This window comes from Parapedobacter tibetensis, from assembly GCF_024704835.1.
Taxonomy (GTDB): domain Bacteria; phylum Bacteroidota; class Bacteroidia; order Sphingobacteriales; family Sphingobacteriaceae; genus Parapedobacter; species Parapedobacter tibetensis.
In genome coordinates, this window is the sequence record NZ_JAMXBE010000004.1 from 488,640 (window position 1) to 501,800 (window position 13,161).

Below are 13,161 nucleotides of genomic sequence, written 5' to 3' on the forward strand. Positions count from 1 at the left end.
ACTTTCGTATGATGACTCAAACGGAAAACTATCAAACAGTAAAAAAGATCTTCGAGGCTTATTTGGAGAACAAAGGACTCCGCAAGACTCCGGAACGCTATGCGATCCTTGAAGAAATCTATTCACGGAATGACCACTTCGACGTGGAATCCCTGTATATCCACATGAAAAACAAGAAATACAGGGTGAGCCGGGCTACGGTGTACAACACCTTGGAGTTGCTTGTATCGTGTGATTTGGTGACCAAACACCAATTTGGTAAAAACATGGCACAGTTTGAGAAGTCTTACGGATACAAACAGCACGACCATATCATCTGTATCGAATGCGGCAAGGTCGTTGAATTCTGTGACCCGCGCATCCATCAAATACAAACCATGATGGGCGAGCTCTTGAAGTTTGAGATCAAGCATCATTCCCTGAATCTGTATGGGGTATGCAGCGATTGTTCGACCAAAAAGGATACGGTAGGCAGTGTCCGTACTTCCAAAAAAAGGGAATTGGTTGAAACCAATTGAGTTATTTCATCCCAACCTATTTTTCGGTGTCGCTAATCGGGTAAGCATTGGCCACCTTTTCGATTTAAAAATCGGAGAGTATTAAAATAATGTTAGATTTGCCACGAGTTTGGTATTCCCAGTGCGCAATTGGGTTGCGCTAATATGCTACCACCTCCACCGATATTAAATGATTTCAATTTTCAATACTAATTTAGACTATGCAAGTTGATGTGCTTTTGGGCCTACAATGGGGCGACGAAGGGAAAGGTAAAATTGTGGATGTACTTTGTCCAAAATACGATTTAATTGCCCGTTTCCAGGGCGGACCGAATGCCGGGCATACGTTGGAATTTGATAACCAAAAATACGTGCTGAATACCATTCCTTCTGGTATTTTTAATAAGGACACGCTCAATCTTATCGGCAATGGAGTGGTCATAGATCCCATCACACTCAAGAGGGAACTAGATGCGTTGAAAAAAAACGGGTTTGATCCGGTGGCTGATGGAAAGTTGGTCATCGCTCGCAAGGCCCACCTTATATTACCTACCCACCAGCTACTCGATGCAGCATCAGAAACTAAAATGGGTGCAGGGAAAATCGGTTCCACGCTCAAGGGTATAGGCCCTACTTACATGGATAAAACTGGTCGAAATGGCATACGTGTGGGCGACACCACACTACCCGATTTCATGGAGCGCTATCAAAAACTGGTGGATAAACATAAGTCAATCTTATCGCACTATGGAGAAATACCTGATTTTACTGAACGTGAACAGGCATTTATGGAGGCTGTGGAATTTCTCAAAACAATCCCCCATGTAGATAGCGAGCATTTGGTAAACCAATACCTTCGTGAAGGCAAACGCGTGCTTGCCGAAGGTGCGCAAGGCACCTTGCTGGATATCGACTTCGGCTCGTATCCATTTGTCACTTCGTCTAACACCACTACAGCCGGTGCTTGCACAGGATTAGGGATAGCTCCGTCCAAGATCGGCCAAGTTATCGGTATTTTCAAGGCATACTGTACCCGTGTGGGTGGCGGCCCATTTCCAACCGAATTGGACAATGAAACAGGAGAAAAACTCCGTCAGCTGGGCCATGAATTTGGTGCCACCACCGGACGGGCACGGCGTACTGGATGGATTGATCTGCCCGCGCTCAAATATGCCATCATGCTCAATGGGGTTACTGAATTGGTGATGACCAAAGCCGATGTTTTAAGCGGATTTGACACCATAGCGGTGTGCACCCACTACATACAAAATGGTGAAAAAATAGATTATATGCCTTACGATATCGTGAGCATTAAACCTGAGCCAGTTTATGAAAGCCTCCAAGGCTGGAACGAGGACCTATGTGGAATTACCGGCAAGGATCAAATTCCCCAGACGCTATATAATTATATCCATTACCTCGAACAGCACCTTGGCGTACCCATCAAATACCTTTCTGTAGGACCAGATCGTACACAAACGCTGATATTGAGCTAACTCAGCTATGGTATCATTAGCATGCCACCTTGATGATAGTGACACATTCACCCAAAAGGCGTTGCAATGGGCAGCCCAGTTTGACGCTGTTTGTTACCTTGACTCCAATGGTTACCGCGACAACTATGGCAATATTGAGGTATTTATCGCCGTAGGTGAATCCGCATCTTTCACGAGCGATGGACACGATACCTTCGCAAAATTGCAACATTTCATAGATAGCCATCCAAACACATGGATTCCCGGTTTTTTGGGATACGACCTAAAAAACGAGATCGAAGAGTTGCATTCCCAGCATCCAAACCGTACGGCGTTTCCGGATGCTTACTTCTTTGTGCCAAAATACACTCTACTCATTGGGCGATACAATGCAGAGATCAAAGGAGAAAATCCACAAGCCATCATCAAGCAAATTGAGGCTACAGAAATAAATGAGGAACCCTTGGGATTCAAAGGCCGACTAAAATACCGGATGACTCGGGGAACTTATTTTTCGGCCTTCGCTGAATTGCAAGACCATATCCATAAAGGTAATTGTTATGAGGTAAACCTTTGCCAAGAGTTTTTTGCAGAAAACGTCTCCCTTAACCCTCTGGAAGCATATCGGAGGCTTAACGAAGTTTCTCCCACTCCTTTTTCATGCTTTTTCAAGTTTGGAGAGAAATACATCCTATCCGCCTCCCCAGAACGCTTCCTATCGAAAAATGGTAGCACATTGCTCTCTCAACCCATAAAGGGTACAGCTCCACGCGGGAGAAATGTTGATGAAGACGAGCAATTGAAGGCTGCATTGTCTACCAATCCGAAAGAGATCAGTGAGAATATCATGATTGTGGATTTGGTAAGGAATGACCTTACCCGGAGCGCCAAACCAGGTACCGTGAAAGCATCCGAGTTGTTACAAATACACAGTTTTCGGCAGGTGCATCAATTGATTTCTACCATCACTTGTCAACTACGTGATGGTATGAGTGCAACAGCGGCCATCGAAAACACGTTCCCACCCGGATCCATGACCGGAGCACCGAAAATAAGCGCCATGAAATTAATAGACCAATATGAAAACAGCCGTCGCGGAATATACGCCGGAGCATTGGGTTATTTCAGTCCGCAGGGCAATTTTGATTTCAGCGTGGTCATACGCACCATGGTGTACAATGCAGAGAATGGCTACCTCTCCTTTCATACCGGCGGAGCCATCACCGACAATGCCGATCCGGAAAAGGAGTACAATGAATGCTTGCTGAAAGGTAAAGCGCTATTTGAGGTGTTGAAGAGTCGGTAAGCCTATCTTCAAATCATCCTTCCTACCACCACCTTCACCATCCTATCATAGTCTAGATATGCATTGGCCAAACGATGAATTTCATCGGCATCGATATTCCTGACCACACCGGTATAATACTCATAATAATCTAAATCCAGTCCTGAAAAATAAGCACTTTTGAATTTATCTGCATGTGAAAACACATTTTCCAAACTACCTAACATGGAACCCAGCATATAGTTTTTGACTAGTGCCAATTCTTCTTCACTCACCTTTTCGTCTCTAAGTAAGCGGATTTCCCGTTCTATTTCGGTAAGTGTAGCCGTTGTCATATCCACACCAACCTCAGAAGCAATGGTAAAAAAAGCTCTGTGTTTCAACGAAGCCAATCCCGATCCGATACTATAGGTATACCCCTTATCTTCCCGAATATTAGCCATCAATCGGGATCCAAAATAACCACCCAATAACGTATTGACCACCTGCATACCGGGGAAGTCTTCATGATGGCGCTGTAAACTCAGACATCCTAACCGGATAGCTGATTGCAATGAATCTTTGCGTTCAGCCACAATTACCCGCCCCTCGTGTCCACCAAAGTCTGGGGCAATATCTGCTGGAGCAGATTTGTTATCATCAGTCCAATCGTCACCAAATAATCGTTCCAAAGAAGCAACCACGTCATCCGTTACCTTGCCTGATATGATCAACGTGCAGTTGGACGGCGTGTATTGTTGTCGGAATAATGCCAAAAGGGCTTCCCTTGTTATTTTATCATAATCCGCAATTTCAAATACATGCCCATAACGAGTTTGGCCGAAAACAGCGTTGTTGAATTGGCGACGCGCTACAAAGCTGTTTTTCTCGAGTGCAACCTGCAATTTCTGCTTACTATTACGGGTATAAGTTGCCAGTTCATTTTCAGGAAAAACGGAATCCGAAAGAACAGCTTTCGCCAAGGGCAACAGATGCGCTAAGTGCTTATTAAGCGTAAACAGAGAGAGGGCAGATCGGTCGTAGCCAAACTCCGGTACGAGAAAAGCACCATGGAAATCCACCGTTTCGGCAATCTTCGTGCTGCTATAGGAGGATGTTCCTTCCAACAACATTTCACAGGCACAGGTATTGAGTAACGCCTGCTTCTCTTCAGTGAATACGTTTCCAAATATCCATTCAATACGCACCAGATCTTGTTCGCCGGCGTTAAATACGAAAACCTCCATGCCATTGGCAAATGTAATATGCTCGGGTTTGATCAGGTTGAAGCGTTCTATCGCGTTATAAACGGGGGGAGAGGTCCTATCCAGCATGTTTGTTGGCAATATAAATAAGTGTTGAAGAGTTTTCTTTCCTAAATAATGTGTTGGCTTGTTGCTGTATGTCGGCGGCAGATACACCAAGGTACCGTTTCGCTTCGCTATTCAATTCATTTGCATCGCCCAAGAGTTCGAAATACGCAAGGTTCATGGCTTTATCTAAAATAGCCAGCTCAGAAAAGACCATGGTAGACTCCACCCTATTTTTCACCTTATGCAACTCATATTCTTCAACCGTTTCGTTCTTGAGCGCCTCCAATTCTGTCCATATGGCCTCCTCGGCAGTTTCGATACTAACTTGAGGCGAAGGCTTCCCTTCCACCACGAATAGGTTAGGGTCAAGACCCCCTACCTGGTAGGCATTTATTTCACTAAACAATTGCATTTCCTTTACCAACCGACGGTATAGACGAGAAGATTGCCCTTGCGACAGCATATCCGAAATCAAATCCATTGCATGATACGGATCATCGCTTCTCGCAGAACCATGAAAAGCTATATGAAGGCTATTGAGCGGCACATCGGCATGGACCACCTCTCTACGAGCTTCCTGCTGCCGGGGCTCAGCGGGCAATTTACGTACGTACTTACCCCTTGAAGGGATTGGTGAAAACCATTTTTCAGCTAGCTGCTTTACCCTGTTGGTAGTAACATCCCCTGCTACTACCATAATAGCGTTACCGGGCGTGTAGTGTTTTTCAAAGAAAGCCTTGACGTCTTGGATTTTGGCGTCCTCGATATGGGCAAGTTCTTTGCCAATGGTTGCCCAGCGATATGGATGTACCTTATAAGCCAACGGCCGTAAGCGTAACCACATATCACCATAAGGTCGGTCGAGATACCGTTGCTTAAACTCTTCGCATACTACATTCCGTTGAATCTCCAGGCTCTTTTCACTGAACGCCAAGCTAAGCATGCGATCACTTTCCAACCAAAAAGCCGTTTCGAGATTGGCCGAAGGCAAGGTGATGTAATAATTGGTGATGTCGTTATTGGTAAATGCATTGTTTTCACCACCTACCCGCTGCAAGGGCAGGTCATAATTAGGCACATGGACTGAGCCTCCAAACATCAGGTGCTCAAATAGGTGTGCAAACCCAGTCTGGTTGGGATCCTCATCCCTGGCCCCCACATCATATAATATATTCACCACCGCCATTGGGGTAGCAGGATCTTCATGTACCAGTACTCGTAAGCCGTTGGTTAACGTAAATCGATTGAATGTAACCATTCTTTATGTTATGTAATCGTATGTTTTAATCATGAGGCTAACCAATCCACTCCCTGTTTAAGTAATGACAAGGTATGTTCTTCTGCACTTCCCGGTTTGGCTTTGAAATCATAAGCCCATTGGGCTTGTGGGGGCAAGCTCATCAAGATGGATTCGACACGACCATTGGTTTCCAAGCCAAATTTCGTTCCCGCATCATATACCAGGTTAAATTCCACGTACCGTCCGCGCCGGAGGTGTTGCCACTGTTTGTTGGCTTCGGTATACGCCTTATGGCGGTTCCTGTTGACCAGCTCCCTATAAATCGGCACAAATGCGCGACCCAAAGCACATGAAAAGTCGAAAATCCCATCCCATGATATCGTTGTTCGATCAGGTGTGAGCCTATCGTAGAAAACGCCGCCTATGCCCCTAGTCTCCTGTCGATGCTTGATGTAAAAATACCGATCGGCAAGAGCTTTGAATTCCGGATAAAAAGCAGGGTCATACTCGTCACAAATATGCTTGAGTTGTTGATGGAAGTAGGTGGCATCTTCAAGTTGCACATAATGCGGTGTGAGATCTATCCCCCCACCGAACCATCGTATCCGATCATTCAACTCAAAATACCGGATATTCATATGGATGATAGGCACAAACGGATTATTTGGATGGATAACGATGGAAACACCTGTCGCAAAAAAATCCGATTCATCCACATTAAAGGCCTTTTTCACCGCCTCAGGTAGCTGCCCATGCACAGCTGAAAAATTCACACCTCCTTTTTCGATGACATCGCCATTTTGGATGATTCGGGTGCGCCCACCGCCACCGCCATCACGCTGCCATACCTCCTCTTCAAAAACCGAAACCCCGTCTAACGCTTCCAACCCCGCGCATATTTCATCCTGAATATGCTTATACCGTTCGGCTATCGCTTGCTTGCTAATCACATTCATCTTTTTATAAACCTCATAGTTTGTCTATGCGACAATCCCGCACATATGTATGCCGCCAAGGCAGTAAACCTATACGGCTTTTTTATATATCAATAGCCCAAGGCCACATCATCTCCACGAGGATCAGCCCCTCCCTGTAAACTTCCATCTGGCAATACCAATATGGCATCTACCCTACCTATGCTATTTCGATCAACCAATTTATAGCCGGTTGTGGTCAATGAATGGCGAATCCTATCTTCCACCGCGTCCTTTTCGACCAACACTTCGTCGGGCAACCATTGGTGATGAAATCTCGGCGCATTCACAGCCTGTTGCATATTCATATCAAAATCCACTACATTGAGGATGGTCTGAAATACGGATGTCATGATGGTAGCTCCACCGGGTGTGCCTACCACCATGAATAACTTACCGTCCTTTTCCATGATCGTGGGTGTCATTGAGCTGAGCATACGTTTACCGGGCTCAATGGCATTGGCTTTACCGCCGATCAGCCCATACATATTAGGTGTTCCCGGTTTTACGGAAAAGTCATCCATCTCATTATTCAACAAGAACCCAGCCCCATCTACTACCACGTGCGATCCATAGGAACCGTTGATGGTAGTGGTAATGGATACAGCATTATTCTCTTCGTCAATGATGGAAAAATGCGTTGTTTCCTCACTTTCGATACGGAGTAGGTTTCCTGCATAAATATCGCTGCTGAATGAAGCGTGCTTGAAATTAATGTTGCGCATCCGTTCTGCATTATAGCCCGAATCGATCAACATCGCTTGTGGCACCTCATAATAATCTGGGTCTCCAAGGTGAGTGGCCCTATCGGCATACACCCTGCGTTCAGCCTCTATCATTACCCTCATCGTTGAATCGCTCTGGAAGCCCCATTTTGACAGCGGATAGGCTTCCACAGATTTGAGCATAGAAATCAACGCAATTCCGCCACTTGATGATGGCGGCATAGATATAATCCGATGGCCGCGGTAAGTCGATACGACCGGTTCCCGCCACTTGGCTTCATAATTTTTCAGGTCGGCGTGACTGATGATGCCATTGCCTCTTGCCATTTCATCAACAATCCGGTTGGCAACCTCTCCCTCATAAAAGCCTGCCCTACCGTGTTGGCCAATTAAGGATAGCGTATGTGCCAGTTCAGGTTGCACAAGGGTATCCCCTTCTGCCCACTCCCCTGCCTTCACCAAGGCCGTTCCCGCTGGGTTGTGCTTTTCGAAGCTTTCTTTCCTGCCATTGAGCTCTTGGGCCTGCCTGGTCGTGATTGGGAATCCTTGCTGTGCCAGAAGGATGGCAGGTTGCAACAACTGAGTCCACTCCAACTTCCCATACCTTTCATGTGCTTTGACCATGCCATCCACCACACCCGGCACGCCTGAGGCCAATTGTCCTCGCAGGCTGAGGTCGGTAATGGGATTGCCTTCATCATCAAGGTACATATCCATCTTGGCGGCTACTGGCGCTACTTCCCTGAAATCTAACGAAGCAAAGCTGCCATCGGCATTGCGGCACACCATGAACCCTCCTCCTCCAATATTGCCTGCATTAGGGTATACCACAGCAAGTGCAAACTGCACAGCTACCGCCGCATCCACTGCATTGCCACCGTCCTTGAGGATTTTTAGCCCCACAGCAGAAGCTTCGGGATGAGCGGTTACCACCACGCCGTTGTGATAGGAAGGAGGCAGTTCGTTCCGCTTGAATATATCGCATGAAACAACGGAGACCGCTAGGAAAAAGAGAATAAGAAAATAACAAGGTAAGGTTTTTCCGTTCATATGTTGTTATGTTAATTTTTCAGCCAATGCTTTCATTTCCAGAACTGGAGATTGGTTTTGATATAATACGTTATACACGGCATTGCAGATGGGCAATTCAATACCGTATTCCGTACAAATTTGCTGGATGCAATTCGAGGCATAGTACCCTTCGGCTACCATGTTCATTTCCAACTGTGCAGATTTAACCGAGTAACCCTTGCCAACCATGTTCCCGAAGTTGCGGTTACGGCTAAATTGAGAATAGGCCGTCACCAATAGATCGCCTAAATAAGCAGATTCCTTGATGTCCCGTTTAATGGGGTGTACGGTGTTTACAAAGTCCGCCATCTCCCTGATTGCGTTGGACACCAATACAGCCTGGAAATTATCACCGAATCCGATGCCATGGCAAATACCCCCTGCTACCGCATAAATATTTTTCAACACGGCAGCATATTCGGTCCCATATATATCATCGGAGACATTGGTTTTTATATAACGGGTACCTATCAGTGAGGCTACAGCTACTGCGACATCCATATTTTGCGAGGCCACGGTAAGGTATGATAGCTTTTCAAGTGATACTTCCTCCGCATGACATGGCCCACCAATGACCGCGATATTGGATATGGGAATATTGTACCGTTCCTGAAGATAATCCCCTACAATTTGGTTTTCATCTGGAACAATCCCTTTGATGGCGGAAACAATGACCTTGCCCTGCAACATTTCCGATGTAATGCCTTTCAACGCATCCTTCAAAAATGCCGCGGGTGTATTGAGGATTACAATATCGGAATGCGCAATGACTGTACGTACATCGGCATGGATGTTTCTCTTGGGGATTTTGACCGTTATAGCGCTTAGGTAATTGGGATTATGTTTATATATCCGGATGTAATCCGCGGTTTCCCTATTACGGACCCACCAATAGATAGACTTGTCAACATCGTTATCACCCAGCATTTTAATCATAGCCGTTGCCCAACTACCACTTCCTACCACCCCAACTGTTTGCTTTGTAAAATCCATAGTCTTGTAAATCCTGATATTGCCAATTGGTACAAGTTAGCATTTCTCCAAGGAAGAAGCAAACATGCCTTCCTATTGACATTATTGCTATTAAACACTAACAAAAAAGCCCCTCAATATACATCAAGAGGCTATTTAGTACGCCAATCAGGATTCGAACCTGAGACCGACGGTTTAGAAAACCGTTGCTCTATCCAACTGAGCTATTGGCGCTTCTATTTTCGGTGCAAACTTAGGTAAAATTGCCTATAAAAACAACTCCATCCTCCGAGAAGTTCCTCGCTGTACATCAAAGGTGAGGCAACAAAGATAACAGGAAATGGAAACAAGGAAACACGAAAAGAATTTCATCATCGGGAATCGGTGGTTTATAATCAAATCCACGAAAAACAGGGTGGGAATTTCCGAAAAACCAATTTTCTTGCTCCAAAACCTAATTGGTTCTCGCAAATTCCTAATTGGTATCTACGGATTTATGATCGGTTTTTGCGCATTACCGATGTGTTTTCAACGGAAAAGAATTGGTTTTTGCCGTATACCGATTTTCCGGCCGGTTTTTTCCATTCCCTTTTTCTAATTACTAATTCTCCCTCCTCAATAACTCATTCTCTTTTGCCGCTTACCAATTAGAAATACGCTGCGGAAAAACGGAAATCCATCGGCACCAATCGGAAATCCGTGAAGACCAAAAGGTATTTCCCAAATACCAATTCTTCCCGGGCAAAAGTGAATTGGTTTGCCGCGAAAACTAATTGGTATTCCCGGCAAACCGTATCTAAACCGGGCGGATCCGATCCTCAAACCAAATCTGGTAATCATAATTTAGTATTAACCTTTTAGTTTTTTCAAAATGGTAACAACAAAAATTGGTTTCTCAAAATTCAGCCATGTAGAGTTGGATATGATATTTATCACTGTTAATTAATATTTAACTGGTAATGAAATCATTAACAAAAAAGTAAGAATTGAATTTGCAAAATGTGGTAGAGTTTGTACTTTTGCGGCGGAGAGTTGGCAGAGTGGTCGATTGCGTCGGTCTTGAAAACCGATGACTGTAACAGGTCCGGGGGTTCGAATCCCTCACTCTCCGCTGAGAGGGTCTTCATCAAGAAGACCCTCTTTTTTTTCGTATATAAGCAATCCCTTTTCTTTCATTTTCAAATGGTTATGCGATACTAAACCAAGCATGGTAGGTGTTCGATAAATACCATTTTCATAGTACAGATTGCTGTCGAACACCCTGTTCACAAATTCCCTTTTTTGTAGGGTGTCGGACACGGTATATACATGGCGCATATCGGTCAATAGGTTCAGGTTATCTTCCAAGATGCTGAACGCCTTGCTCTGGTCATTGCTCAACCGTTCAATCGCTCCCTTTAAGGTTCAGTATTTCGTTACTGTATATCGAATACCAACGGTCTTTGGTGTCTTTGTTGATTTCGTTCTTTATCCATTTCTCCTCGACCGAAAACAGCTTTTCCTCGACTTCCTGCAATTGGCTTCTCTTTTCTATGACCTTTTTACGGTTGCTCTCCATTTCCAAATCGAGCGAACTTTTGGTCACTGTCCTAATCTTTCTTACCCTTGCACTCGGCAGGCTCATCAGCTCACAGACTTCCAAAAATTGGTTATGAGCTTTTATTGCACTTATGTTGTTGTGCTTGGAGTGCCTGCACTTGTAGTAATAGAAATACTTGCCCGATTTGCCCTTGACGGTGCGCCCGATAACGGGTTTCCGCAATGGCATTTCAATACCCCACGCAACGGGATTTCATCATCGATGACCGTCCTCGTTTTTTCGGGTCGTTTCATTTTCTCCTGTACCATCATCCACGTGGTCTTGTCAATGATGGGTTCGTGGATAGCCTCGAACAGTCCGCCTGCATAGGTCGGGTTTTTAAGCACCCGTTCGATAGCCATATTGCCCTTTGTCGGAAAGCCCAACCGTTGGGCTTGCTCCTTTATCAGATAGAGCGGGGTATCCCTTAGATAAGCATCGTAGATGAAGCGTACTATCTTGGCTTCGGTTTCCTCAATTACCAACCGCCTTTCCTTACGCTCTCCCTGTTTCCTGTACCCGAACGGAGCGTTCTTGTAAACAAATCTTCCCTCTTTGGCTTTTGCGGTATAGATACCGCCCTTGACCTTGATGCTCCGGTTGATATTGTCCTCTTCGGCAAGCAACAACTGCAATCCTGCACGGAAGAAACTTCCGGGCGTATCGTAGTCAAAGGTAATGCCCTCGGTGACACTTACAACCTGTAGGCTGTACTTCTGTTGCAGGAGCTTGACCATACTCATCGCTTCCCCTGTATCACGGCTGAAACGGTCGAGTTGGTCGACCAAGAAGTAATCCACCGTCCTGTGGTGCTTGGTTATGAACTCCCTCAGTTTGATGAAGTCGGGGCGGTCAAACGTCCGTGCGCTCGTGCCCCTGTCGGTAAAGGTGTCCACCAGTTCCACATTGTTGAATTTCAGCCATTGGTCGGTATAGAGTTCCTGTCTTTCGATTGAACCGTTACTTTGTCCGAGTTGGCTGAACCGTAGGTATCTTATCGCTCTTTTCATAGTATTCCCTTAACGTTGCTGACACAATAATCTCAATGATTAAATCTACAAATTTTTCCTCTTTCTCACGCTCCCTTTGCTCGTTAATTTCCAAAATGGTCTTGTCGATTTCGGGAGTTTCCTTGTTTTTATCACTGTTTTCCATCGCTATACTCCTTTATGTTGATAAAAAATGAAAGCTGGCTATCAGCTTCATTTTTAAAGCCACTCTGAAAAGATGCTCGACCATTCAATGTTGCAGTGAGAGGTAGTATTTGGCGTTCAGTTGCAAATTACTGTATTATAATCCCAAATACGGTTGAGATATTTTTGTAATTTTGGGAGTGACAGGCGGACAACAACCATCAAAGAGAATGAGCGATAAACCCAAAATTAAAATTTTAGATAATCCTGAATTACGGGAAGAATTATTAGGTCTTGTAAAAATTACGGAACATATTGATTTAGCAAATTGGGCTATAAGCTCTGCCAAACACGTTTTAAGCTTATCAACTGAAAAAATAAATTCCGAAGTCGTGGATTTTGGTTTTGAAACGAATAAACTTTGGCAGGAAAATAAAGCAACTGTTCATCAAGTCAGACAGGCAGGGTTTAAGGTTCACGAAGAAGCGCGAAAATGTAAAACAGAAATTGCAAAAAATATTTTAAGAACTGTTGGACAAGCCGTAGCGGTCGGACATATGAAAGAACACGCAATGGTTTGTAGTGATTACGCAATTAAAACTGTCCAATTATGTTCTTCAAATGATTTAAACAAAATAACAGCTGAAAGAGAATGGCAAATAAATGAATTGTTGAAGCATAACATACGGACAACAAAATAACGAACCGCCAATATGAATTTTGTATAGCGGTAGGGTAAAAACCATTCTATTATTGAGCATCATTTTAAAAATCATCCAAAAACAAATAAAAAGTTAGCAAAGTTAAGGCGGACACCCACCGCACCGCCCAACCAAAAGACTACGGCATAATGGCAGGGCAAATAAGGTGGCGCGGTAGTGTAACGTGAACTGTGTCATCCGGATCAACCTATTCCTA

The 13,161-nt window shown here is 44.7% G+C and carries 13 protein-coding genes and 2 tRNA genes; 5 read left to right on the plus strand and 10 right to left on the minus strand.

Annotation, left to right across the window (positions count from 1 at the left end; translation table 11 throughout):
- Positions 1-11 precede the first annotated feature (11 nt).
- The 3 genes from NF543_RS09485 to NF543_RS09495 all read left to right on the plus strand — a co-directional run bounded on the left by NF543_RS09485 (position 12) and on the right by NF543_RS09495 (position 3,278).
- Complete coding sequence (locus NF543_RS09485; RefSeq protein ID WP_257667901.1) at positions 12-518, plus strand: Fur family transcriptional regulator; 507 nt, start codon at positions 12-14, stop codon at positions 516-518.
- A gap of 200 nt (positions 519-718) precedes the next feature.
- Positions 719-1,993: an adenylosuccinate synthase gene (locus tag NF543_RS09490; protein WP_257667879.1), complete on the plus strand. Its 1,275-nt coding sequence runs from the start codon at positions 719-721 to the stop codon at positions 1,991-1,993.
- Between the two features lie 7 nt (positions 1,994-2,000).
- Positions 2,001-3,278, plus strand: a complete 1,278-nt coding sequence (locus NF543_RS09495) for an anthranilate synthase component I family protein (protein ID WP_257667880.1) — start codon at positions 2,001-2,003, stop codon at positions 3,276-3,278.
- 8 nt (positions 3,279-3,286) lie between these two features.
- On the opposite strand, the gene NF543_RS09500 is transcribed toward NF543_RS09495, so the two are convergent.
- From NF543_RS09500 to NF543_RS09525, 6 genes are all read right to left on the minus strand, one after another.
- Complete coding sequence (locus NF543_RS09500) at positions 3,287-4,570, minus strand: M16 family metallopeptidase (RefSeq protein WP_257667881.1); 1,284 nt, start codon at positions 4,568-4,570, stop codon at positions 3,287-3,289.
- Positions 4,560-5,807 (minus strand): M16 family metallopeptidase, encoded by a 1,248-nt coding sequence (locus tag NF543_RS09505; protein WP_257667882.1) that lies wholly within the window; start codon positions 5,805-5,807, stop codon positions 4,560-4,562. The genes NF543_RS09500 and NF543_RS09505 overlap by 11 nt, the downstream gene beginning before the upstream one ends.
- Positions 5,808-5,836: 29 nt before the next feature.
- Positions 5,837-6,739 (minus strand): oxygen-dependent coproporphyrinogen oxidase, encoded by a 903-nt coding sequence (hemF, locus tag NF543_RS09510; protein ID WP_257667902.1) that lies wholly within the window; start codon positions 6,737-6,739, stop codon positions 5,837-5,839.
- Between the two features lie 95 nt (positions 6,740-6,834).
- The gene (ggt, locus tag NF543_RS09515) at positions 6,835-8,538 is read right to left on the minus strand and encodes a gamma-glutamyltransferase (protein WP_257667883.1); all 1,704 of its coding nucleotides are present in this window, start codon (positions 8,536-8,538) and stop codon (positions 6,835-6,837) included.
- Between the two features lie 6 nt (positions 8,539-8,544).
- Entirely contained in the window at positions 8,545-9,552 is a 1,008-nt protein-coding gene (locus NF543_RS09520) for an NAD(P)H-dependent glycerol-3-phosphate dehydrogenase (RefSeq protein WP_257667884.1), read from the minus strand.
- A gap of 139 nt (positions 9,553-9,691) precedes the next feature.
- A tRNA-Arg gene (locus NF543_RS09525) sits at positions 9,692-9,765 on the minus strand.
- A 792-nt stretch (positions 9,766-10,557) separates the two neighbouring features.
- Here NF543_RS09525 and NF543_RS09530 point away from each other — a divergent pair.
- Positions 10,558-10,642, plus strand: a tRNA-Ser gene (locus NF543_RS09530).
- On the opposite strand, the gene NF543_RS09535 is transcribed toward NF543_RS09530, so the two are convergent.
- The 4 genes from NF543_RS09535 to NF543_RS09550 form a co-directional block, all read right to left on the minus strand.
- The gene (locus NF543_RS09535) at positions 10,633-10,911 is read right to left on the minus strand and encodes a hypothetical protein (protein ID WP_257667885.1); all 279 of its coding nucleotides are present in this window, start codon (positions 10,909-10,911) and stop codon (positions 10,633-10,635) included. The two genes, NF543_RS09530 and NF543_RS09535, sit on opposite strands and share 10 nt — an antisense overlap.
- A 4-nt stretch (positions 10,912-10,915) precedes the next feature.
- Entirely contained in the window at positions 10,916-11,116 is a 201-nt protein-coding gene (locus tag NF543_RS09540) for a hypothetical protein (RefSeq protein WP_257667886.1), read from the minus strand.
- 83 nt (positions 11,117-11,199) lie between these two features.
- On the minus strand, positions 11,200-12,120 hold the full coding sequence (locus tag NF543_RS09545) for a recombinase family protein (protein ID WP_257667887.1): 921 nt from the start codon (positions 12,118-12,120) through the stop codon (positions 11,200-11,202).
- Entirely contained in the window at positions 12,071-12,265 is a 195-nt protein-coding gene (locus NF543_RS09550) for a hypothetical protein (protein ID WP_257667888.1), read from the minus strand. The genes NF543_RS09545 and NF543_RS09550 overlap by 50 nt, the downstream gene beginning before the upstream one ends.
- A 208-nt stretch (positions 12,266-12,473) precedes the next feature.
- On the opposite strand from NF543_RS09550, the gene NF543_RS09555 reads away from it, so the two are divergent.
- A complete protein-coding gene (locus NF543_RS09555) occupies positions 12,474-12,944 on the plus strand; it encodes a putative immunity protein (protein WP_257667889.1) in 471 nt (156 codons plus the stop codon).
- Positions 12,945-13,161 lie beyond the last annotated feature (217 nt).